At 58.8% G+C, this 21,013-nt stretch carries 22 protein-coding genes and 1 tRNA gene; 13 read left to right on the top strand and 10 right to left on the bottom strand.

Annotated features, from left to right (window positions below):
• Positions 1-70: 70 nt before the first annotated feature.
• Positions 71-397 (bottom strand): DUF771 domain-containing protein, encoded by a 327-nt coding sequence (locus KVT38_RS12800; protein WP_217594111.1) that lies wholly within the window; start codon positions 395-397, stop codon positions 71-73.
• Positions 398-422: 25 nt separating this feature from the next.
• Positions 423-665: a helix-turn-helix transcriptional regulator gene (locus KVT38_RS12795; protein WP_217594110.1), complete on the bottom strand. Its 243-nt coding sequence runs from the start codon at positions 663-665 to the stop codon at positions 423-425.
• Positions 666-815: 150 nt separating this feature from the next.
• On the opposite strand from KVT38_RS12795, the gene KVT38_RS12790 reads away from it, so the two are divergent.
• Genes KVT38_RS12790 through KVT38_RS12780 form a run of 3 tightly spaced genes read left to right on the top strand, consistent with a single transcriptional unit; the run spans position 816 to position 2,728 of the window.
• The gene (locus KVT38_RS12790; RefSeq protein ID WP_217594109.1) at positions 816-1,139 is read left to right on the top strand and encodes a helix-turn-helix transcriptional regulator; all 324 of its coding nucleotides are present in this window, start codon (positions 816-818) and stop codon (positions 1,137-1,139) included.
• A 3-nt stretch (positions 1,140-1,142) separates the two neighbouring features.
• The gene (locus KVT38_RS12785) at positions 1,143-1,667 is read left to right on the top strand and encodes an ImmA/IrrE family metallo-endopeptidase (protein ID WP_217594108.1); all 525 of its coding nucleotides are present in this window, start codon (positions 1,143-1,145) and stop codon (positions 1,665-1,667) included.
• Positions 1,625-2,728, top strand: a complete 1,104-nt coding sequence (locus KVT38_RS12780; RefSeq protein WP_217594107.1) for a site-specific integrase — start codon at positions 1,625-1,627, stop codon at positions 2,726-2,728. The genes KVT38_RS12785 and KVT38_RS12780 overlap by 43 nt, the downstream gene beginning before the upstream one ends.
• Positions 2,729-2,892: 164 nt before the next feature.
• Here KVT38_RS12780 and KVT38_RS12775 read toward each other — a convergent pair.
• The 3 genes from KVT38_RS12775 to KVT38_RS12765 all read right to left on the bottom strand — a co-directional run bounded on the left by KVT38_RS12775 (position 2,893) and on the right by KVT38_RS12765 (position 4,622).
• Positions 2,893-2,966, bottom strand: a tRNA-Arg gene (locus tag KVT38_RS12775).
• Positions 2,967-3,021: 55 nt separating this feature from the next.
• A complete protein-coding gene (locus KVT38_RS12770; protein ID WP_217594106.1) occupies positions 3,022-3,876 on the bottom strand; it encodes a manganese catalase family protein in 855 nt (284 codons plus the stop codon).
• 155 nt (positions 3,877-4,031) lie between these two features.
• Positions 4,032-4,622: a thymidine kinase gene (locus tag KVT38_RS12765; protein WP_217594105.1), complete on the bottom strand. Its 591-nt coding sequence runs from the start codon at positions 4,620-4,622 to the stop codon at positions 4,032-4,034.
• A gap of 129 nt (positions 4,623-4,751) precedes the next feature.
• Between KVT38_RS12765 and KVT38_RS12760 the strand changes: the two genes are divergently transcribed.
• Positions 4,752-5,180: an EamA family transporter gene (locus KVT38_RS12760; protein WP_217594104.1), complete on the top strand. Its 429-nt coding sequence runs from the start codon at positions 4,752-4,754 to the stop codon at positions 5,178-5,180.
• A 115-nt stretch (positions 5,181-5,295) separates the two neighbouring features.
• On the opposite strand, the gene KVT38_RS35180 is transcribed toward KVT38_RS12760, so the two are convergent.
• Entirely contained in the window at positions 5,296-5,430 is a 135-nt protein-coding gene (locus tag KVT38_RS35180; protein ID WP_256454846.1) for a hypothetical protein, read from the bottom strand.
• A 42-nt stretch (positions 5,431-5,472) separates the two neighbouring features.
• Positions 5,473-5,820: a hypothetical protein gene (locus KVT38_RS12755; RefSeq protein WP_217594103.1), complete on the bottom strand. Its 348-nt coding sequence runs from the start codon at positions 5,818-5,820 to the stop codon at positions 5,473-5,475.
• Positions 5,821-5,969: 149 nt separating this feature from the next.
• On the opposite strand from KVT38_RS12755, the gene asnB reads away from it, so the two are divergent.
• Positions 5,970-7,823: an asparagine synthase (glutamine-hydrolyzing) gene (gene asnB / locus KVT38_RS12750; protein ID WP_217594102.1), complete on the top strand. Its 1,854-nt coding sequence runs from the start codon at positions 5,970-5,972 to the stop codon at positions 7,821-7,823.
• A gap of 814 nt (positions 7,824-8,637) precedes the next feature.
• Here the strand turns inward: asnB and rdgB are convergent.
• Together rdgB and rph are read right to left on the bottom strand one after the other, a co-directional pair.
• Positions 8,638-9,300 carry an RdgB/HAM1 family non-canonical purine NTP pyrophosphatase gene (gene rdgB / locus KVT38_RS12745; protein WP_217594101.1) on the bottom strand — a complete coding sequence of 221 codons (663 nt, stop codon included), beginning with the start codon at positions 9,298-9,300 and terminating at the stop codon, positions 8,638-8,640.
• Positions 9,297-10,043: a ribonuclease PH gene (gene rph / locus KVT38_RS12740; RefSeq protein ID WP_217594100.1), complete on the bottom strand. Its 747-nt coding sequence runs from the start codon at positions 10,041-10,043 to the stop codon at positions 9,297-9,299. The genes rdgB and rph overlap by 4 nt, the downstream gene beginning before the upstream one ends.
• Before the next feature lie 184 nt (positions 10,044-10,227).
• On the opposite strand from rph, the gene KVT38_RS12735 reads away from it, so the two are divergent.
• Genes KVT38_RS12735 through KVT38_RS12725 form a run of 3 tightly spaced genes read left to right on the top strand, consistent with a single transcriptional unit; the run spans position 10,228 to position 13,825 of the window.
• Entirely contained in the window at positions 10,228-11,544 is a 1,317-nt protein-coding gene (locus tag KVT38_RS12735; RefSeq protein ID WP_217594099.1) for a spore germination protein, read from the top strand.
• A gap of 32 nt (positions 11,545-11,576) precedes the next feature.
• On the top strand, positions 11,577-12,731 hold the full coding sequence (locus KVT38_RS12730) for a GerAB/ArcD/ProY family transporter (protein ID WP_217594098.1): 1,155 nt from the start codon (positions 11,577-11,579) through the stop codon (positions 12,729-12,731).
• Positions 12,728-13,825 carry a Ger(x)C family spore germination protein gene (locus KVT38_RS12725; protein WP_217594097.1) on the top strand — a complete coding sequence of 366 codons (1,098 nt, stop codon included), beginning with the start codon at positions 12,728-12,730 and terminating at the stop codon, positions 13,823-13,825. The genes KVT38_RS12730 and KVT38_RS12725 overlap by 4 nt, the downstream gene beginning before the upstream one ends.
• 29 nt (positions 13,826-13,854) lie before the next feature.
• Here the strand turns inward: KVT38_RS12725 and KVT38_RS12720 are convergent, their stop codons facing one another.
• Positions 13,855-14,937 (bottom strand): GerMN domain-containing protein, encoded by a 1,083-nt coding sequence (locus KVT38_RS12720; RefSeq protein ID WP_217594096.1) that lies wholly within the window; start codon positions 14,935-14,937, stop codon positions 13,855-13,857.
• A gap of 171 nt (positions 14,938-15,108) precedes the next feature.
• On the opposite strand from KVT38_RS12720, the gene KVT38_RS12715 reads away from it, so the two are divergent.
• From KVT38_RS12715 to KVT38_RS12695, 5 genes are all read left to right on the top strand, one after another.
• Positions 15,109-15,663 carry a phosphatidylglycerophosphatase A family protein gene (locus KVT38_RS12715; protein ID WP_217594095.1) on the top strand — a complete coding sequence of 185 codons (555 nt, stop codon included), beginning with the start codon at positions 15,109-15,111 and terminating at the stop codon, positions 15,661-15,663.
• Positions 15,664-15,874: 211 nt separating this feature from the next.
• Complete coding sequence (locus tag KVT38_RS12710) at positions 15,875-17,242, top strand: YheC/YheD family endospore coat-associated protein (protein WP_217594094.1); 1,368 nt, start codon at positions 15,875-15,877, stop codon at positions 17,240-17,242.
• The gene (locus tag KVT38_RS12705) at positions 17,217-18,536 is read left to right on the top strand and encodes a YheC/YheD family endospore coat-associated protein (protein ID WP_217594093.1); all 1,320 of its coding nucleotides are present in this window, start codon (positions 17,217-17,219) and stop codon (positions 18,534-18,536) included. Before KVT38_RS12710 ends, KVT38_RS12705 begins: the two co-directional genes overlap by 26 nt.
• Complete coding sequence (locus KVT38_RS12700) at positions 18,445-19,818, top strand: YheC/YheD family endospore coat-associated protein (protein ID WP_217594092.1); 1,374 nt, start codon at positions 18,445-18,447, stop codon at positions 19,816-19,818. The genes KVT38_RS12705 and KVT38_RS12700 overlap by 92 nt, the downstream gene beginning before the upstream one ends.
• Positions 19,818-20,996 carry a YheC/YheD family endospore coat-associated protein gene (locus KVT38_RS12695; RefSeq protein ID WP_217594091.1) on the top strand — a complete coding sequence of 393 codons (1,179 nt, stop codon included), beginning with the start codon at positions 19,818-19,820 and terminating at the stop codon, positions 20,994-20,996. Before KVT38_RS12700 ends, KVT38_RS12695 begins: the two co-directional genes overlap by 1 nt.
• The last annotated feature ends 17 nt before the right edge of the window (positions 20,997-21,013 follow it).

Raw genomic sequence — 21,013 nt, 5'->3', positions numbered from 1 at the left:
TTCGCGTCGAGCAGACGCTGCATGCGACCGTCGAGCCTAAGCCATTTTGCGGGCTTGTTCATGGTTCTTGTCACCTCTCAGCTTTGAATATCTGGCCGAATCGCATATCCAAGAATTCGGCCATTTTGCTCGCCTGGAATGACCAGGGCTGCCCTTTCGCTTGCGGGTAAAAAACAAAGCCACCCTTTTCGACGTCTAAAATGTTTCTGAACCGTGGAGGATAGAGGATATTGGTCTTAATCCAATCGTCTTTCCGACGTAGGCGCTGCTCCAAATCCTTCATGCTCCAGTAGACGCCGGCCAGCTCTTGCTGCTTTAGTTGGTCCAGCTCCACCCTGCTGATCAGGACCGAATCAGCAGGGATAGGAATGGATAATTGCACCGTTAATTGCTGCATGTCGATCGCCTCATAGGTGTGATTTTTACGCTGAACTCTCGGTGGATTTCCTCCCTCTTTTTCTACTTAAAGTAGAACAAGGGTCAAAAAAAATTTCGTCGACTCCTAATCCTACTATTGCAGAGAATTCCTTGGCCTTTCCGACTGGCATCGCATCAGGATGCTTCTCCCATTTAGCATAGGTTTGCTTATGGACATCCATCATGTCGGCCATGTTTTGTTGAGTCTTATCGGAAAGGAGTCGGGCTTGCCTCACTGTCAAAGTCATGTTGCACACCTCCTTCCGTCAGGTGTAACCCCATGTTACTCCACCTAAAGTAGATTGTCAACGTCCCAAAATCGAAAAATTAGAACTTTGAGTTGATATTCTTCACCTCATGTACTATAATTCCACTTAGAATAGAGCGGAGGTATTAACGTGGGAGTAAGTGAAAATATTAAAAAGCTGCGTGAAAAGTACCATTTAACTCAAGACGAGCTTGCAGAAATCGCTGGAGTTACAAACAAAGCCGTTTCTACATGGGAGACTGGTGTTAAAGAGCCCAGAATGGGCCCAATCGAAAAAATTGCCAGGCACTTCAATATTAAAAAAAGTAACCTCATTGAAGACGGCGGCATGGATCTATTAGATGAACCAGAAACGCTTGCCGCCCATTTTGACGGCGAGGATTATACAGAGGAGGAAATGAGGGAAATAATCGAATACGCTCGTTACATCAAGTCCAAGCGAAAGGGCGAATAATTTATGCAGCTGCTTGATGATCTGCTGGCCGATGCGCAGGCCGAGAGAGTACGAGTGATTAAGCATTTGTTCAAAAACCCACGTTTAAAGGCGCTTTACATGGATAACACAATAACGATTAACTCAGCGATCACGTGGACGTATACCGAGTTGACTTGCATCGTAGGGGAAGAGCTCGGGCACCACTATACAACTTTTGGGCGAATCTTGGATCAATCGAAACTCCTTAATCGCAAACAGGAACGACGCGCCCGCCAATGGGCACATGAGCGCTTAATTCCTCTTTGCAGGATCGTTGACGCGCATCTAGCAAGGCAATCAGGCAGGCATGAAATCGCTGAGTTCCTCGGAGTAACAGAAGAATTCCTACAAGCAGCCGTTGATCGCTATCGCGACCGTTACGGTATTTCCGTGCGTTTTAATGACACATTCATCATTTACTTTGACCCTTTAATGGTAAGGGTCATGAGGGGAAGTGGATTCAAATGGCCTCTTATCAAAAGCGAGGGAAGTCATGGCAATATGTAATTTCACGAATGGTAAATGGCAAACCAGATCCGATTCGGAAAAGTGGATTTGCCACTAAGCGTGAAGCTCAAGCGGCGGCGTCTGTGATTGAAGAAAAACTTCGTAAGGGCGTCGCCTTAAAGGAAAAGCTCGAGCCGTTCGCCGATTTCTTCGAGAGTTGGGTTAAGGTTTACAAGGTTGCGATCGGAAAGAATACCCGTGCCCGATATCTTGAAACCCTCGGCTCCATCCGCGAATTCTTCCTCGACGAGCCCATTCAGCACATAACCAAGCGCCGATACCAAGAATTTTTAAATTGGTACGCCAAGACCCACTCCAAGGAAACAACTCGAAAGCTTAATACCCACATACGGGCATGCGTCAGAGACGCCATCGACGAAGGCATAATTAAAATCGATTTTACGCGGAAAGCCGTAATCTCTGGATCGCTACCTGCCAAAAGAGAAGAAGAAAAACACCTCAGTCTCTTTGAAAGCCGTCGACTGATTAAGCTATTTTCCAAACCTGTTCACTTATCCCATTTCCTCATACTACTGGCTATAACTTCTGGATTAAGGTTCGGGGAGCTCATTGGGTTAACAAGAAAAGACTTCGACTTTGAAAAGAATGAGCTGAATGTAGACAAAACGTGGGGCTACAACAACAAAATGCACGAAGGTTTTGGACCAACAAAAAATCCGCAATCGGTGCGCAAAATCAAAATGGACCTTGGGACGATGGCAGTCTTCAAAGAGTTTTTCAGGCGCACACCTGATAACATATACGGTTTAGTCTTTTACAGTCCAGCATCTAAGTATAAGGTGATAAGCAATACCGCCATTAACAAAGTCCTCAAAAAATCTCTTAAAGAAATGGGCATTCAGGAGATCAGCGTGCACGGCCTGCGGCATACTCACGCATCCATACTTCTGTATAAACGCACATCGATTTACTATGTATCCAAGAGGCTCGGGCATTCCGACATTGAGACGACCAACAAATATTATGCACACATCATTGACGAGCTTCAGGAACAAGACGACGCAATTTCTGTGACTACCTTCGGCGAGATGGTCGGATGATCTGTGTTGTGCAAACAATGTGTAAAATGAAATCATTTAATGCAGGATTTTTCACCATTCTGCCTATAATGCCGATTATTAAAATAATCCCCGAGACGCCTAGAGCTATAAGGCCTCTCGGGTTTTTTACGACTTATCAAAGTCGTTCTACAGGAATAATCAAGCGTCCCAAGAGGGATTCGAACCCCCGACCGCACGCTTAGAAGGCGTGTGCTCTATCCAGCTGAGCTATTGGGACACAGCTTGATTATATTACCACAGGTGCGGTGCTTCGCTCAAGTCCAAAATTAAACTTAACGCATCATGTCCGCCAGACCCGGACTATGCTCGTTCGGCATATCCGGCATTTGCGGTACCGGGAAGCCCTGCGGTGGCGGCGTGACCGCGAGCGGGCCGCCGTTGCGGCTCGGAGACTGGCCCTGGAACACTTCGGCGACGCGCGTCGGGTCGAGCCGGAAGTTGAACAGCGCGTTGTGATAGCCCAAATCGACGAATTTGCGGCATTCGGGATATTTGTTGATGTCGTAGTTCGGCACGGGGAACGTCTTCCCCCAATCGACGCCGAGGGTCTCGAGCGCCTTCGCGAACGCGTTTTGGTGAGCGTTGTCGCGCACAATGAGAAAAGCCAGCGTTTCCCGGAATGTCTGGTTCGAGCTCATCTCGTAGATTCTCGTCTTTTGCAGCACGCCCGTCGATTCAAGCACCAGGTTGTCCAGCATGTCCGCGATCAGGTTGCCGTGGCTGTACACCCAGGAGCCGTTCCAAGGATTCCCCGACGCGTCCACCGGCAGCGAGCTCTTGGCGCCCATGATGAAGTGATGGGGATTCGCATGCTTGATCGCTTCGTCGAGCGGCGACGCATCGCTGCCCGCGTCTCCAGGCTCGGACAGGCCCGCATCGTTCAGCAGCTGGTTAATCGTGTTCTGCACCAGCTCCACATGCGCGATCTCCTCAAGAAATACGCCGCGCAGCAAATCGCGGTACTGCTTGTCTTTCCCCCTAAAGTTCGAGCTTTGGAAAAAAAACTGCATCATCGTGCGCATCTCTCCGAAGCGTCCCCCGAGCGTCTCCTGCAGCACTTTGGCCGCCGAAGGATCAGGTTTGTCCGGCTTGATGATGTTGATCAGCTCTTCCTTGTAATAATACACGCAATTGCCTCCAGTTGGACGAAGTCCCTTTTATGCGAGCTGGGCATTAGGTTGGTCTTGTCCGCGCCCGTCTATCCGCCCGCCGAATGTCAAAAATCCCCGCGCCTCGCATGCGAGACTCGGGGATTGGATATGCTTCGCTAAGCGGCGCGCGTTCAGAGCCCGCCCTGGAACGTCTTGCGGTAACAGCTCCGGCACACCGGCTTGTAGTCCTCGTTGCCGCCGATCATGATCTGGTCGCCTTCGTTCACTGGCACGCCGTTCACGGACCGGACCACCATCGTCGCCTTGCGGTCGCAGTGCCAGCAGATCGTCTTGATCTCTTCGATCTTGTCCGCATTGACGAGCAGGTTGTAGCTGCCTTCGAACAGCTCATTTCTGAAGTCGTTTTTGAGACCGAACGCCATGACGGGAATGTCGAGCTCGTCGACGATCCACGTGAGCTCCAGCACCTGGCGTTTATTCAGAAATTGGGCTTCGTCGACGAGCACGCAGGAAATGCGCTGACCGTCGCCGCTCTGCTCCCGCCGCACCCGCTCGAACAGGTCGGTGTCGGGTTCGACCGGAATCGCCGGGCGCGTGAGGCCGGTTCGCGATCCGACGAGGTTGGCGCCGATACGCGTATCGATGGCCGGGGTAAAGAGAAGCACGCGCTTTCCTTGTTCTTCGTAATTGTGCGCAACTTTGATAATTTCGATCGATTTGCCGCTGTTCATCGTGCCATACTTGAAGTATAAATGTGCCAAGCCTTCTGCCTCCATGCTACCGTGATCTAGCGTTCAATCGCTTTCTACTATTATAACACCGATCGCAGGTAACGGTGACGGCGCGGGCTGCGCGAATCACACACTCGTTCATGGAGGTTTTTACGCAAAATGGGAATTTGGCTAATTTACGCTTTGCTGTCCGCAGCGGCGGCCGCGCTCGTCGCCGTCTTCGGCAAGATCGGATTGCAGAACATCGATTCGAACGCGGCGACGGCCGTACGCTCCGTCATCATGGCCGTCTTCATGCTCGGCGTGGTGGTCGTCCAAGGGAAATGGAGCGAGCTGGGCACGATCTGGGGGCACAAAAAGGCGCTGGGCTTCGTCGCGCTCAGCGGCGTGGCCGGCGCCGTCTCCTGGATGTTCTATTTCCTCGCGCTCAAATACGGCAAAGTCGCGCAGGTCGGACCGGTCGACAAGCTCAGCGTAGTCATCGCGGCGCTGCTCGCCTTTCTTTTCCTCGGCGAAAAAATTACGCTTTTGAACGGCATCGGCATCGGCCTGATCACGGTCGGGGTCATTCTGACTGCGATCAAGTAATCCGGTTCGTTCGACGATCATCGTACAGCTTTACCACGACGAACGGCGCGGCGATGACGAATCGCCGCGCTGCCGCATGTCTGTTTGCGTCCCGCGCTTACCAGCTATTTTCCGCTTATCGGTTGTGCGGCGTTGCGGGCGCGTTTTGCGCCGGATGATTGCCTTCCGTCGACTTGATCACCGCTTCGGCGAATTCCTCGCCCCGTTCGGCGTAGCTGTTGCCTTTATTTTTTTTCCTTTTGCCGGGCATGCAAATCCCTCCTCTCATTGAATCAACCGACTTGCTCGTCCGTCAAAGCGCTTGCTCTAGCGCATCCCTCACTTCGCCGATCGCAACGATCTGCCGGCCGAACAGGTGCCTGTCTTCTCCTGCCGAATGGTCGGGTCCGCTGAACAGCTGCTCCGTCACGTCCTCGGTCGCCGCGTAGACGGGAAGCTCGGCGACGCCGATGACGCCCGGCTCGAGATAGGAATCCTCCTTCATCACGCGGACGAGCTGAAGCCTGCCGTCGTCCTCCTTGCGGAAGTACGCCAGCAGCCGCGGCGCGCGCGCAAGGTCGGTATGCACCTCCACCTCGCCGTACAGCTGTCTGCCCCTCGCCAGCACTCTTCGAAAAGCGGCGTGCCTCACCGTCAACATGGCCGCATTCCTCTCCTTTCGGGCGCCCGTTCTTATGTTTTCCGCAAGGACAGACATTTTACTCTGAATTCCGCATACACATCTTTTGATTGGTTTTGCCCCATTCATAAGGCAGCCAGGCAATACCAGCGGGGAGGTTGCGATAGGCCATGTGCGGAATAACAGGCTGGATCGATTGGAACCGGGACTTGACGCAACAGGCCGACGTGCTCGAGCGCATGACGGAAACGCTGGAGCTGCGCGGCCCCGACGCCTCGGGCACGTGGCTCTCCCGCCATTGCGCGTTCGGACACCGGCGCTTGTCCGTCATGGATCCGGCGAACGGCGCGCAGCCGATGGTACGTCCGTCAAAGGAAGCGGAGGACCACGACTGCGTCCTCGTTTATAACGGAGAATTGTACAATGCGCCGGAGCTCAAAAGGGAGCTGCTCTCCCTCGGCTACGCGTTCAAGACGAGCTGCGACACCGAAGTGCTGCTGCAAGCTTACGTCGAGTGGGGTCCGGCCTGCGTGGAACGGTTCAACGGCATTTTTGCTTTTGCCGTCTGGCACTCGCTCGACCAGACGCTGTTCGCCGCGCGCGACAGGCTTGGGGTCAAGCCGTTTTTCTACCGGCACGACGAGGGCCGGCTGCTGTTCGGCTCCGAGCCGAAGGCTGTATTGGCGCATCCCGACGTGGAGCCGGAGATCGACGGCGAAGGCCTCGCGGAGCTGTTCGTGCTCGGTCCCGCACGTACGCCGGGCCACGGCATCTGGCGCGGACTGTCCGAGCTGAAGCCCGGACAGACGCTCACGTTCGACCGCAACGGCCTGCGCATCCGGACGTACTGGCAGCTCGAGAGCCGGGAGCACGAGCACAACGAAGCCGCGACCGCCGCGCGCATCGGCGAGCTGCTCGCGGATACGCTCGAACGCCAGCTCGCCTCCGACGTGCCCGTATGCACGCTGCTGTCCGGCGGGCTCGACTCCAGCGCTTTGACCGCCCTCGCGGTTAACTACTACAATCGCACGGGGCAGGGCAACGTCGATACGTATTCGGTCGACTACGTCGATAACGACAAGCATTTCAAAGCGCATGCCTTCCAGCCGAACGCAGACGCGCCATGGATCGAGCGGATGGTCGAGCATCTGCGTACGGTCCATCATCCGATTCAGTTCGATACGCCCGAGCTCGTCGAAGCGCTCGAAGCCGCCGTCCGCGCGAAGGACTACCCGGGGATGGCGGATATCGACGCGTCCTTGTACCTGTTCTGTCGGGAAATCAAAAAAGGCGCGACCGTCGCGGTGTCCGGCGAAGCGGCGGACGGAGGGTTCGGCGGCTATCCGTGGTTTCATCGCAAGGACGCACTGGAAGCGAACACGTTCCCCTGGTCGCTGTCCGTGGACCTTCGGGAGAGCATCCTGTCTCCCGGCGTACTAGAGTCGGTCCGGCCGCGCGAATACGTGGCGGACCGCTATGCGCAGGCCGTGAGCGAGGTGCCCGCGCTGCCCGGCGAAAACGAGGAACAGCGGCTCATGCGCCGCATGTCGTACCTGAATATCACCCGTTTCATGCCGACCTTGCTGGACCGCAAGGACCGGATGAGCATGGCCGCGGGGCTTGAAGTGCGGGTGCCTTACTGCGACCACCGCCTGGTCGATTACGTATTTAACGTCCCCTGGAAAATCAAACAGGCGGGCGACCGCGAAAAAGGCATCCTTCGCAAGTCGCTCGAGGGCGTCCTGCCGCACGATGTGCTGTACCGCAAAAAGAGCCCTTATCCGAAAACGCACAATCCCAACTACCTGTCCGCTGTGAAAACGCGCCTGCTCGAGCGTCTCGACGACGCCTCGTCGCCGCTTCTGCAGCTGATCGACGGCAAAAAGGTCCGTCAAATCGCCGAGACGGCCGATGCGAGCACGAACCTGCCCTGGTTCGGCCAGCTCATGAGCGGCCCGCAGCTGTTTGCCTACTTGCTGCAGGTTGACTACTGGCTGCGCACGTACAAAGTGCGACTCGTTTAGTTTTAGACGACAAAAAGGATGGGGCAGAATCCAATCTGCGCCATCCTTTTGCGTGTTGATCGTTGGTTATCAGGTTGCCGTCGCCCACCGGACCGAAGAAGTTCTGATGGAGACTTCTTACGGGCTCACGGTGTAGCGACGAGCTAAAGTAGTCCTGACCGAGACTTCTTGCGGGCTCACGGTGCAGCGACGGACGCAAGTAGCTTGACCGAGATTACTTGCGGGCTCACGGTGCAGCCGCGGGCTGAAGTAGTCCTGACCGAGACTTCTTGCGGGCTCACGGTGCAGCGGCGGACTGAAGTAGTCTTGACCGAGATTACTTGCGGGCTCACGGTGCAGCGGCGGACTCAAGTAGTCTTGACCGAGATTACTTGCGGGCTCACGGTACAGCGGCGGACTGAAGTAGTCCTGACCAGGACTTCTTGCGGGCTCACGGTGTAGCGACGGGCTAAAGTAGTCTTGACCGAGATTACTTGCGAGCTAACGGTGCAGCCGCGGGCTGAAGTAGTCCTGACCGAGACTTCTTGCGGGCTCACGGCACAGCGGCGGGCTGAAGGGGTCCTGACCGAGACTTCTTGCGGGCTCACGGTGCAGCCGCGGACTGAAGTAGTCTTAATCGGGACTTCTTGCGGGCCCACGGATCAGCCGCGGGCTGAAGTAGTCCTAACCGAGACTTCTTGCGCGCTCACGGTGTAGCGGCGGGCTAAAGTAGTCCTGACCGAGACTTCTTGCGGGCTCACGGTACAGCCGCGGGCTGAAGTGGTCATGACCGAGACTTCTTGCGGGCTCACGATCCAGCGGCGAGGCCGCGCGATCAGCGATCCGCCCCGGTCCCTCCCAGAAGCTCCAGCAGCTTCGCCAGCGCCTGGCCGCGATGGCTGATCGCATTTTTTTCGCCGACGCTGAGCTCCGCCATCGAACGTCCGTGCGAAGGGAGCCAGAACAGCGGGTCGTAGCCGACCCCGCCCGCGCCGCGCGGCGCGCCGGTCACGATGCCTTCGACGGCACCCTCCGCGCTCAACGTGTCGCCGTCCGGCTTGTAAAGGACGAGGCAGCTGACGAAGCGCGCCGTGCTCAGCGCGTCCTCTGCGCCGCCGGCATCCGCAGCCGGCACGGTTGCGCCAGCCGCGCGCAGCTCGCGCACCAGCTTTGCGTTGTTGTCCGCGTCTGTCGCGCCTTCGCCGGCGTACCGTGCGGAGTATACGCCCGGCGCGCCGCCGTGCGCGTCGTCGCACAGGCCCGCATCGTCCGCGAGCGCGGGCAGGCCGGTCGCGAGTGCGACCGTTCGGGCCTTGATCGTCGCGTTCGCCTCGAACGTATCGCCGTCCTCCACGATGTCCGGGATATCCCGACCGCCTTCGAATTCGGTCAGGTCGGCCACGTTCACGCCGAGCGCCGCGAAAGCCGCCCTGAACTCGGCCGTCTTGCCTTTGTTGCGCGTGGCGACGAGCAGCGTATCTCCCGGCGCGAGCCTCATGTCCGCACCGTGCCGATCCGCGCGCCCGCTTCGCCCAGCGCCTGCTTCTGCAGCTCGATCAGCCTCGCGATGCCCGACTCCGCAAGCGCCAGCATGCGGTCCAGCTCGGCCCGCGAGAAAGGCTGCTCCTCGCCCGTCCCTTGAACCTCGACGAACGCGCCCGCGCCCGTCATGACGACGTTCATGTCCACCTTCGCCTTGGAGTCCTCGGCGTAGTTCAGGTCGAGCAGCGCGGCGTCGCCCAGGACGCCTACGCTGACCGAAGCCAGGTAGTCGGTCAGCGGATACTTCGCGAACGCGTTCGTGCCCGCGAGCTTGTGAACGGCGAGCGCCAGCGCGATGAAGGCGCCCGTGATCGAGGTCGTCCGTGTCCCCCCGTCCGCCTGTAGCACGTCGCAGTCCAGCGTAATCGTCCGCTCGCCGAGCGCCTCAAGGTTCACGACGGAACGCAGCGCCCGCCCGATCAACCGCTGGATTTCCATCGTGCGTCCGACCTGCTTGCCCTTCACCGATTCCCGCTGATTCCGCGAATGCGTCGCCCTCGGCAACATCGCATATTCGGCGGTGACCCAGCCCTTTCCCTGACCCTTCAGAAAAGGCGGCACGCGCTCCTCCACGGTAGCCGTGACAAGCACCTTCGTATCGCCCATCTCGATCTGTACCGAGCCTTCGGCGTATTTGTTCGGATTCAGCACGACGGCCATCGTTCTCAGCTCGCCGGGTTCTCTTCCGTCCGATCTCATGATTGCCATTCCTCCTTGAGCTAAAGCGGCGGGACAAGTTCCCCCCGACAAATCCATCCCATTTTACCAGAGTGCACGGGCAAAAGCATCTACGGGCTCATCGGCGGCGCGCGGGCTTGTCAACGAATGAGCTGCCGGATTCAGGGCAACCTAGCCGGGATTGGAAATGAAAGGAGGTCCCGCCATGCTCGAGAAAATCAAGGAGATTCTCGGTTCGCCTGCCGATTTTACGGCCGAGACGATGGACAACGGTTATGCCGAATTGCAAATCTGTTTTTTTCCGGGCATGTGCGATATGGACCAGCTGAAAGACGGCATTATCATCCCGTTTTCTTACCGCTTCGACCCTGACGAATTCCGCAGAATGCTCCATACCAGCATCGGGTTCATGAAGGACGTCCCCGAGGAACGTTGGGTCGACTATTTGCTCAAAGGCTATATCCTTCTCGAATACGAGGGGGAAGTGTTCGTATTTCGCGCCATTCGCAGAATGCAGACCCAGCCCGACCAGACGCAAGTGGAAGCATCGCTGCAGGGTCCGCAGTCGGCTTTTACCGAAAACCTCGATCTCAATTTGACGCTGGTTCGCAATTTGTACAACGTTCCCGAGCTGACGGTGGAAAACTTCGAGCCGCAAAATCAGTCCAAATCCAAAATCGCCCTGCTGTACGATCGCACCAAGCGAAACGAAACGACGCTGGAGGAGGTGCGCAAGCGGCTGCGCCGATTGGACGACGGCCTTCTTCTGTCCGCCGGGCAGCTCGCTAAGCAGCTCACGCAGGCCAAATACCGGCTGTTCCCGATCGCGCAGGTCACCGAGCGTCCCGACCGCCTCAGCATCCATCTGAACAAAGGAAAACTGGCCATTCTGCTGGACGGCAGCCGGTTCGCCATCCTGCTGCCCGTCCACTTTTTCGATTTTATGTACGCGATGGACGACCACTACGAGCCTTCCTGGATGAGCCGTTTTCTCATCGGCCTTCGCTACATCTCTATGATGCTGACGCTTATGCTGCCTGCGCTGTACATCTCGATCGTGTCCTACAACCCTGAAGTGTTCAGAGTCCAGCTCGCCTTCACGATCGACGGGAGCCGCGCGGCCGTGCCTTATCCGTCGTTCATCGAGGTGCTGCTCATGCTGTTCATGATCGAAGCGCTCATCGAGGCAAGTCTTCGGCTACCGCGTTCGGTCGGTTCGACGGCCGCGACGGTCGGCGGTCTGATCCTGGGGCAAGCCGCCCAGCAGGCGGGCCTGGTCAGCAGCATCATGATCATTGTTACGTCCGTCGTGGCCATCTCCAACTTCGTCATTCCCAATTCGACCTTCAGCTATTTTATCCGCATCTTGAAGTACGCGTTCGTCCTCGTAGCGGTATTCGCGGGGCTTGTCGGCGTCGTCGTTGGGCTGTTCACGCTCGTCGTGTACCTGTGCAACATGAGAAGCTTCGGCGAGCCTTACTTCGCCCTGTTTCAGAGCAAAGCCAACAAAGCCAGCGACTAAGTCCAATAACCTTCGGAAGGGAGACGTTGCCGATGATCCGCTATTACTTCTATCACATCTTCTATGTCGGAATGATAAATATTATGGTGCTCGTTCCGTATGTGCTGATCAGCCACCGGTTCGACGGAGCGGTATCGTCGTTTCCGCTGGCCATCGCCGTCGGCACGCTATACAGCTATGTGACCTCCAGCTTTTTCCAACGTTTTCCGGGACTCGGCTTGCCGGAGATCTACAAGCTTTTCCTGCCGGTCTGGCTCGCCAATTGCCTGAATATGATCGGCGTCGTCATCTGGTGCACCGCCGGCATCATCGTCCTGTTCTCCTACTCCAATACGGTAGGCATCTTCTTCGATCCGGAGGCCAGCTCCTACTTGAACCTGGCGATCATGGCCGCAGCTTCGATGTGGGCCGCCTCCCGCACTTCCCGTTCGGTCCAGTTCACGCACGAGGTGCTGCTCATCGTCTGCACGCCGATCATCCTGTGGATTCTGTTCAAGGCGCTGTTCAGCAACTGGCTGGACTGGGACGCCATTCGACTTATCGCGGATGCGGGCATACGGCAGCCGCCATCGGCGGTTTGCCTGTTCGCCTCCTCTTTCGTCTTTTCCGGCCATATGAACATTACGCTGTTCAACAGGCTCAATCCGCGCGATCTGAAGTTCAGGCTTCGGTGGACGATCCCGATCGTAGGCACGTTCTTTTTGCTCGTTTCCTTTTTCGTGCCGATCGGCTTTCACGGGACGCAGGCGGTCGGCAACTATCTGTACGTCTGGAGCGTCACGACCGACAGCCTTCAGATGAAGTACGGCTTTATCCAGCGCGTGCTCTACCTGTTTCTGCTGCTGTATACGTTCCTGTCGCTCGTCTTCGTGATGAACACTTGGCATACGGGGATGGAGTTTTTTAAAGCCTGCTTCAAAAAATACAAGCCATATACTGACGAAGTCAACGTGCCCGCCATCAATTGGTGGGTCTGCGGCGTGCTTGCGGGATTGACGTTTGCCTATGCGTATTTTACAAATGACATCTTCAATCGCATAGTTGCGGAGATATGGCTGGTCACCCGTTTTATCATCGAATCCATCTTGATCGCGCTTCTGATCGTCTTTATCGTGATGAAAAAGAAGGGCTATATGAAGCGGTCCGACGAGCCGCGGCTTCCGCAGAGCGGCGGTGCGGGCGGATGATCCGAAAAAAAACGCTGGTCCTCTGTCTGATGCTGACCCTGCTCCCCGCGCTCGGCGGCTGCCAGCTGAAGGATATCGACAAGCGCTACTTCGTCGTATCGACGGGCTTCGACTATTCCGACAACCCCAAGACGCCGTATCGCGTGTCGCTGCGGCTGGCTCTCCCTTCATCCAAGGTCGAAGAGGGCGGCGCCATGTCCGTCGTGCAAACCGTGGACGCGGCGTCGATCGCGGAAGCCGTGCGTCATTTGAAGTCGACCGTGGACAAGGAGCTGGAGTTCGGACACTGCCGCGAATTCATCTTGGGACGTAAGCTGATCGAGAAGGACGGCTTCGACAACGCCATGCAATGGCTGTCGCGCCGCCGCGATATTCAAAGCGTCTCCAACGTCATGATCGGAGAACCCGATGCCTTCTCCGTCGTCAGCCTGCAGCCCAAGTCGGAACGCTACCCCGGCAACTCTTTGTTCCTGTCCTTCGGCAATGAAGGAACGGAGGCCGCCCACACGGTCACAACTTATTTGTTCGACCTGTACCGCAGACTGTACGAGACCGGACTCGATCCCGTGCTGCCCGTGGCCAGTCTATTCAGGGACGGCTACAGGATCGATCGCGCGGCCGTGCTGGACAAACAAAAAACGCGCCTCTACCTCGATCCGGACGAGACGCTCTTGCTCAATATGACGGCGTTCGGCGTGGACAATACGATTCTCGCGCTGCCCGACGAGCCTGTTAACGTCGTACTCGCTGCGACGCATACGAACTCGAAAATCAATCTGAAGGGCGGAGAGGACCCCGTGGCGATCGTCAACGTCCGCATCGAAGGCTTCCTCGAGCAAAGCCCTCCCCATCTGTTGGAAAAAGATTGGGGAGGGCTCGAGCGTAAAATGGGCAAGCACTTCTCGGAGGAAGCCGAAAAACTGCTGTACAAAATCCGCGATGCCGGCGTCGATCCTTACGGCTTCGGTCTCCATTACCTGGCCGATCATCACAACGAGAAAGGCCGATGGGAAAAATGGAAGCGTCTATACCCGGATATCAGGTTCGAGGTGCGCGCGAATGTGTCGATTCAAGGCTCCGGGTTGATCCGATAGCGGGCTTAGAGAAGCCGGGTTCGGCAAACTCAGCCGGTATATGCGTTAATTTGCGACGGGCGTTCCACCGGCTGCTCGTATGTCTCGCTGCCGCTGACAGTGAGCTTGCTGCTGCCGTTGACGGCGACCGCAACCTTGGGAGCGCCCGTCGCCTCGGTCAAGGTCAGCACCAAACCTTCCATCATCTCGGCCGGCATCGGCATGCCTGCGGCCCAGTCCTGCTCCTGCAGCTTGACCTGCACGGTGTCCGACTTCAGAGCGAGCTCTTCGACCTTCGTATTCGCGAGCATGACGGCTTCGAGGCTTTTGGTGTCCTGCGGCCCTTTAATCAGCTCGCCCAGCGCGGCGCGAGCGCGGTCGCTCTGCCGCTCGACAAGGCGCGTCACCGGCACGAAATAACCGTCGCCCTGCTCGTTTTTGGCGGAGAAATAAAGCGTCACGGCCATCGAATCGCTCACTTTGACCTGCGGCGAACGCTCCAGGTTGATGCCGATGCTGCGCGTGAGCACGCCGGGCACCGGCAAGCCCGACGCCGGAAGCTCCGTCATGTCCTGCCCCGCCACGGTGAGATGCACCTTGTCAATGCCCGGCAGCTCCGTCATCGTCCAGACGATGGCTTCCAGCGCCTTGCGCTCGTCCGATGCCGGAATGCCTGACAGCGGCTTCGCGAAGTCGACGGTGACCGAGCCGGCTTCGGGATTTTTAACGACCTTGGAGACGACCGTCCCTTCGGGCAGCACCGGCGTAAAGCCCGGAGGAAGCTGCCCCGCCAGCTTGGCGTCCGCGGTCATCCATGCCAGCGCTTCGATCTCCGGCGCGTTCTTCCCGGCCTGGCCCTCCTGCTTGGACCGGTCGAGCGTCATCGGCGCGACGTAGCCCCTGCTGTCCCTCAAGTACACGGTGAGACCGTCCGCGATCGCAGAGCTCCCAATCGGCGCCATGGCGTCGTCCGCGGCCTGGAGCATCTGATTTTCGATGGCGGCCGGCGGCGCGTCGATCGGATCCGTGGCCGTCTTTTCTACGCCGGCGATGCTGCACCCGGTAACCGCGACGGCCAGTCCCCCCGCGGCCAGCAGCTTCCATAACGGTTTGCGAAAATGAACAGGTATCATCTTTGCCAATTCCTCCCGCAGGGGCGCCGCGCTTTATCGCTTCCCTCGTATTGTAGTACTATGTATACGAGCCCCCGGGAGAAATATGTACGGTTTGTCCGGCTCCGGCAAGGAATATAATGATCGTGATCGCTCGCAAGGGAGAGCGACATCGGGAAAGAGGTGTGCGTCATGTCCAATCCGGCCAACTACCGGCTTAATAGCAAGGAGGTCGCCCAGGCGACGATGGAATGGCTCGGCAAGCGCGGAGTCTCGAAGGAACAGATCGGCCAGTTGGTCATGCTGCTGCAAAAGGATTACTTCAAGGATTTGACGCTCGACGAATGCGTGACGAACGTTGAAGCCGTGTTGTCCAAGCGCGAAGTCCAGAACGCCGTGCTGACCGGCATTCAGCTCGACATGCTTGCGGAGCAAGGCCAACTGCTGCCTCCGCTCCAGAACATGATCTGGCACGACGAGGGCCTGTACGGCTGCGACGAAGTGCTCGCGCTCAGCATCGTGAACGTCTACGGCAGCATCGGCCTCACGAACTTCGGTTACGTCGACAAGTTCAAGCCCGGCGTACTAAAGAAGCTGAACGAGAAAAACGGCAAGGACGTCCACACGTTCCTCGACGATATCGTCGGCGCCATCGCCGCTTCCGCGGCCAGCCGTATCGCCCATCGCAAGCAGGCGGAGCGCGAAGCCGTCGAGGAAGCGCTCGCCGAACAGGCGCAAGCCGACTAAGCCGCCGCCCAGCCAAGCACTGCACAGCCCAGCAACGCCTCCATGCGAGCGCCAAGACGCGCCGCAGGGAGGCGTTTTTTTAGGCGCTGTCGGCCAATCACCTACGGATAGATGTCCTCATATGATGGTGTATTCTCGCCTGCGTCCGCAAAGCGGCCTATCCCGGGCCGTTCGAGGGCGGACTGCGAGCACGTTGGAAGGAGCCGTCCACATGCCTACCCCAAAGGTCGACGTCCAGGTCGTAAGCTCCGGCATAATGGCCGATGACGTCCTGATGCTGGGGGATTCGGTGATAAAGGCAGCCAAAATCCCGGCCCAGCAGCAGCTCATCCTGCAGTTCGGTTCCTTTCGCCATTCGGTCACCGTGATCCCCGTGCCCCGATACGAAGGGCTTCGAATCGGGCACGCGCTGGCCAGGCGCATAGGTCTCGCTTCGGGCACGCCGCTGCGGCTTCAGTACCGATCGGGTTCTCGCACGCTGTCGCTCGGTCCCGTCATCGGCGTGCTCGTCAGCCGGGACTATCCGACGCAGCCCGACAAGCCGTTCGGCAGCATCACGATGTTTTGCCGGGAGCTAGTGGACGCCTGCCGCAGCCAAGGCGCGTTCGTGTACTTTTTTACGCCCGGCGGCATCGGTTCCCGGAGCGGCGGCGTAGAGGGCTGGGTGTACCATGGCGGCTGGCAGCGGGCTGTTCTGCCTGCGCCGGACGTCGTGAACAACCGGCTGACCTCGCGCAAGCTCGAGAACAAGTCCAGCGTCCAGCAATTTCTGATCGACATCAAGCAGCGCTACGGCGCCCAAGTGTTCAACGAGAAGTTTCTGGACAAATCCGAAGTGTTCGACGCGCTCAAGGGCGACGCCGCGGTGCTGCGCTATTTGCCCGAATCCCATTCGCTGCAAAGCTACGCGACGCTGAAAAACATGTGCGCAAGGTACGCGTCCGTCTTCCTCAAGCCGGTGCGCGGCAGTCTCGGCAAAGGCATCATCCGGCTCAGCCGCGCAGGACAGGAGGGATGGACGGCGTCGTTCACGACCCCCATGGGCACGCGCAAGCAAACGTATCCGAGCCTGACGAAGCTGTTCGCGGCGATCGGCGGCAAGATGAAAACCGTCCGGTACTTGATTCAGCAAGGCTTGACGCTCATTGAAATCGGCGGCCGACCCGTCGACTTCCGGGCGCTGACGCAAAAAAACGCTTCAGGGAAATGGGTCGTCACCTCGATCGTCGGCCGAATCGCAGGAAGCCAGCATTACGTTTCCAATCTGGCTCGCGGCGGCACGCTGTCAACGGTGAGAGAGGCGGTCGCCAGGTCGAATATGGCGCCGGGCGCACGCAAGGACGTATCGGCACGGCTGCATAAGGCGGCGCTCGATATTTCCAGAGGCGTCGACGAACGCATCCCCGCCCATTTCGGCGAGCTCGGCGTCGATCTGGCGCTCGACACGTCGGGGCGAGTATGGCTGCTGGAAGTCAATTCGAAGCCATCCAAAAACGACAATACGCCACTAAACGAGGGGAAAATCCGCCCGTCCGTGCGGATGATGATTCAATATGCCCGTCACCTTGCAGGATTCTGACGAAGCGGGCCGCGGCGCCCGGCGATCGGCGATCGGCGTCGGGCGCGCCCGCGTGCGAAGCGAAAGCCCGATAAGCGGCGGCCAGTTGCGCCCGATCGGCATCTTGGTCAGCGAAAGAAGCGAATATGTCCACGGTAAAGCGGCTGCGCCGTTCGCCGAAGCGGACTTCGTCCGGCGTCTGATGGCCGCCGCTCCCCGGCATGCGCTCGTCGCGTACGCCTTCGATCCCGCGTCGTGGGACAGCCGCACGAACGCAGTCGCCGGCTGGCGCTTCGACGCGGGCGGCTGGCGACGGGAGGTCGTGCAGGCGCCTTCCCTGCTCTACGATCGGCTATGGCCGGACGACCGCGCGTCCCGCGATCGCAGCTTCGCCGCGCTGCGCACGATGCGGGAACGCGGCGGCTTCAGGCTGCTGAACGGCAGCCTGCCGGGCAAGACCGCTTTGCTGCGGACGCTGTCCCGCTGTCCCGAGCTTCGCCCGCTGCTGCCGCCGTCCGCCCCTTACCGGGGCGAAGCTTCGCTCGTCGACTGGATCGAAGCCAGAGACGGCGGCGCCTTCCTGAAGCCGGCCGTCGGCTCGCAAGGAAAGGGAGCGCTCGCCATCTCGGAGTCGCCGGGCGGTCGCTGGACGCTGAGCGGCCGGGACGCGCTCGGACGTCTGGTGCAGGCGCGAAGGCTTCCGCGCCGGGAAGCGCTGCGCGAGGTTGCCGCCCGGATCGGCCGTCGGCCGTATTTGATGCAGCCCCTGCTCGAGCTTCGCGGGCCGGAGGGCGAGCCCTTCGACCTGCGCGCGCTCATGCAGAAGGACGGCGGCGGCGTCTGGCGAATGACCGGGATCGCGGTCAGAACGGGGGCGCCCGAATCCGTGACGGCCAATCTTCACGGCGGCGGCGTCGCCCGACCGCCCGGCCCGTATCTCGCCGGCTTGTTCGGCGAGCGGCAGGCGGCGCGGCTGCTAGAGCGTCTCAGCGAGGCTTCGGACAGCATCGTCGTCCGCCTTGAGCAATTGTACGGTCGCTTTGGGGAGCTCGGCCTCGACTACGGCATCGACCGCGAAGGCCGGATCTGGTTCCTCGAAGCGAACACGAAGCCCGGACGCGCGTCCATGTCCGCAGCCGGAGAAGCGGCCATGTCGAATGCGATTCACAACCCTTTGGCCTATGCGCGTTACATCCTGCTTGTATCATCTGGGAGGGTATGTCATGAGTTTGACCTTGTGCAACGTTCACTTCACGCAGCAGGCGGAGAAGGTCGTATGGCTGTCCAGCCCGCTCGCCAAAATGCTGAAAGTTGACGGCCGCAGAACGATCAACGTGAAGCTCGGCCGGGATGTCGTGCCCGCCGCCCTGAAGACCGTCAAGCGCAAGGGACACCACGTCTTCTTGTCCGCCGGGCTCAGGCGCTCCGTTCGCGTTCCTAAATCGGGCAACGTCTATTTGGCCGACGCGAACGGCGACGAGATCCAGCTCGGGCCGCTCATCGGTGTGCTGACGGACGGCAACCGCTCGCAGAACGCGCCGTTCGGCCCCAGGACCGGCTTCGTCAAGCAACTGCTCGCGATCGGCCAGAAGAAGGCGTACTTCTTCGCGTTCACCCCGAAGGATATCAACTGGCAGCAGGAAACGGTGCACGGCTGGTTCCTCGACGGCGGCGGCGGCTGGGTGCGGCGCGTCGTGCCGCTCCCGGACGTCGTATACAACCGGCTCCCGAGCAGGCGCGCGGAGACCGGCAGCTACATTACCTCGCTGCGGGAAAAGTTCGTCCGCAGGCGCATCCCGATTTTTAACTGGAGCTTCTTCAACAAATCCGACGTGTACAGCCTGCTCGACAACGATCCGGAGGCGCTCGCCCACCTCCCGGAATCGATCAACAATCCGACGTCCGAAAAAATCAAAGAGCTGCTCGAAAAGCATCACTTCCTTTACTATAAGCCGACAGGCGGCAGCCTCGGCATGGGCATCTACCGGCTGACGTATCACGCGAAGCGAGGCTATTTCGTTCGCTACCGGAAAGGCGCGAGCAACGTACTGCTGCGATTCACCAGCTTCTCGAGCCTGATCCGAATGCTCAAAGCCCGTCACGGCGCTCGCCTGTCCGGCTATGTCGTGCAGCAGGGAATCCGGCTCATCGAGATCGACCACTGCCCGATCGACTTCCGCTTCCACATGCACAAGAACGGCGAAAACAAGTGGGTCGTGGCCGGCATCGGCGCGAAAAAGGCGGGGCGCGGCAGCGTGACGACCCACGTTAAAAACGGCGGCCAGCTCATGACGCCCGAACAGGCGCTGAGCCGCACGTTCGGAGATCGCTCGTCGGAGGTGCTCCAAAACGCCAAGGACGTCGCGGTCAAGCTGTCCGAGGCGATCGAGCGCAACTATACGCATACGCTCGGCGAGCTGGGCCTCGACATCGGCATCGACAAAGACGGGGAGATCTGGATGTTCGAGGCGAATGCGAAGCCGGGACGTTCTATTTTTAAGCATCCCGCGCTCAAGGAGCAGGGCAAAGCCTCGCTCGAATATATTCTCGACCACTGTCTCTATCTCAGCAAATTCCGCAGGAAGGATGAGTCCTGATGCTACGACCAGCCGCAGCAGAACCTGGCGCGCTCGCCGTGGCGCCCGGAACCGCGAACGTGCAGGCGCAGGAGAAGCCCGTGCTCGCGATCTTGACGATCGACGACGACCTGCAGTTGTTCAGAGGCAACCGCCAGAACTTCGCCGACCTGCTCAAGACTGGCGAAGAACAGGGTTTTCTGACGTATGTCGTAACCGTCCGCAACCTGAAGCTCACCGCGCCTCGCGTGTTGGGCTTCACCTATAACGCTTCAAGGGATCTATGGCTCAAATCATGGTTTCCGCGCCCCACCCTCGTCTACAATCGCATACCGCTGCGCGAGGACGAGAGACTGCCCTGGGTGCGCAAAAAGCTGGCCAAGATCGCCAGTCAGCCCGATATGGCGTTTTTCAACCGCCGCTTTTTCAATAAATGGTCGTTGTTCAAATGGCTGAGCGAATATAAATCGACGCGCGGCTTCGTTCCCGAGACGAAGCGGCTGACCGAGCAGACCGTGCTGTCCGGCATGCTGCGCCGCCACCCGCTCGTGTATCTGAAGCCGGTCATGGGCAAGGCCGGCGTCGGCATCATGACGGTCAAGGTGTCGCCCGAAAAGACCCTGCCCTACCGTCTTCAGGTGCAGGATGAAAAGGGCAGCAGCACGTACCACTGTTCGACGCTGAACCGGCTCTGGCTACGGGTTCGGGCCAACGCGAAAAACCAGTCCGAACCGTACATCGCCCAGCAGGGAATCGCGCTCGCGAAGGTGAACGGACGGCCGTTCGATCTTCGCGCGCTCGTGCAGAAAAACGCGGACGGCGCCTGGGAGCTGACCGGCATCGGCGCGCGGATGGCAGGCTCGTCGAGCATCACGACGCATGTTCCCCGCGGCGGCTCGATCGAGGATCCGGAGCGGCTGCTCGCCGCCGTATTCGGACCGGAAAAAGCGCAGGAGGTATTCGCCAAGGTTCGCCGTACCGCAATCGTGCTGGCGTCCCGGATCGAACGTTCCTCGCGCTGCCGGCTGTTCGAAATGTCGATGGACCTTGGGATCGACGAGACGGGACATCTTTGGTTTTTCGAGGCGAATTCGAAGCCGATGAAATTCGACGAGCCGCATATTCGTCAAAAATCGCTCGAGCGTATTTTTCAATACGGCCACTATATCCATCGCCGGCGCCTTCAGGAGCGCAGATAAGGCGGCAAGCGCCGTTA

It is taken from the genome of Cohnella sp. GbtcB17 (assembly GCF_019091135.1).
In the GTDB taxonomy this organism is placed as follows: domain Bacteria; phylum Bacillota; class Bacilli; order Paenibacillales; family Paenibacillaceae; genus Cohnella.
The sequence above is the reverse complement of the archived record's forward strand: the minus strand, read 5'-3'. Positions and strand labels throughout refer to the sequence as shown.

What these genes read in the sequence shown, in the direction of transcription:
- KVT38_RS12800 (WP_217594111.1), bottom strand. Translation starts at nt 397, where the DNA reads ATGCAGCAATTAACGGTGCAATTATCCATTCCTATCCCTGCTGATTCG.
- KVT38_RS12795 (WP_217594110.1), bottom strand. Translation starts at nt 665, where the DNA reads ATGACTTTGACAGTGAGGCAAGCCCGACTCCTTTCCGATAAGACTCAA.
- KVT38_RS12785 (WP_217594108.1), top strand. Translation starts at nt 1,143, where the DNA reads ATGCAGCTGCTTGATGATCTGCTGGCCGATGCGCAGGCCGAGAGAGTA.
- KVT38_RS12780 (WP_217594107.1), top strand. Translation starts at nt 1,625, where the DNA reads ATGGCCTCTTATCAAAAGCGAGGGAAGTCATGGCAATATGTAATTTCA.
- KVT38_RS12760 (WP_217594104.1), top strand. Translation starts at nt 4,752, where the DNA reads ATGGGAATTTGGCTAATTTACGCTTTGCTGTCCGCAGCGGCGGCCGCG.
- KVT38_RS35180 (WP_256454846.1), bottom strand. Translation starts at nt 5,430, where the DNA reads ATGCCCGGCAAAAGGAAAAAAAATAAAGGCAACAGCTACGCCGAACGG.
- KVT38_RS12755 (WP_217594103.1), bottom strand. Translation starts at nt 5,820, where the DNA reads ATGTTGACGGTGAGGCACGCCGCTTTTCGAAGAGTGCTGGCGAGGGGC.
- asnB (WP_217594102.1), top strand. Translation starts at nt 5,970, where the DNA reads ATGTGCGGAATAACAGGCTGGATCGATTGGAACCGGGACTTGACGCAA.
- rdgB (WP_217594101.1), bottom strand. Translation starts at nt 9,300, where the DNA reads ATGAGGCTCGCGCCGGGAGATACGCTGCTCGTCGCCACGCGCAACAAA.
- rph (WP_217594100.1), bottom strand. Translation starts at nt 10,043, where the DNA reads ATGAGATCGGACGGAAGAGAACCCGGCGAGCTGAGAACGATGGCCGTC.
- KVT38_RS12735 (WP_217594099.1), top strand. Translation starts at nt 10,228, where the DNA reads ATGCTCGAGAAAATCAAGGAGATTCTCGGTTCGCCTGCCGATTTTACG.
- KVT38_RS12730 (WP_217594098.1), top strand. Translation starts at nt 11,577, where the DNA reads ATGATCCGCTATTACTTCTATCACATCTTCTATGTCGGAATGATAAAT.
- KVT38_RS12725 (WP_217594097.1), top strand. Translation starts at nt 12,728, where the DNA reads ATGATCCGAAAAAAAACGCTGGTCCTCTGTCTGATGCTGACCCTGCTC.
- KVT38_RS12720 (WP_217594096.1), bottom strand. Translation starts at nt 14,937, where the DNA reads ATGATACCTGTTCATTTTCGCAAACCGTTATGGAAGCTGCTGGCCGCG.
- KVT38_RS12715 (WP_217594095.1), top strand. Translation starts at nt 15,109, where the DNA reads ATGTCCAATCCGGCCAACTACCGGCTTAATAGCAAGGAGGTCGCCCAG.
- KVT38_RS12710 (WP_217594094.1), top strand. Translation starts at nt 15,875, where the DNA reads ATGCCTACCCCAAAGGTCGACGTCCAGGTCGTAAGCTCCGGCATAATG.
- KVT38_RS12705 (WP_217594093.1), top strand. Translation starts at nt 17,217, where the DNA reads ATGCCCGTCACCTTGCAGGATTCTGACGAAGCGGGCCGCGGCGCCCGG.
- KVT38_RS12700 (WP_217594092.1), top strand. Translation starts at nt 18,445, where the DNA reads ATGAGTTTGACCTTGTGCAACGTTCACTTCACGCAGCAGGCGGAGAAG.
- KVT38_RS12695 (WP_217594091.1), top strand. Translation starts at nt 19,818, where the DNA reads ATGCTACGACCAGCCGCAGCAGAACCTGGCGCGCTCGCCGTGGCGCCC.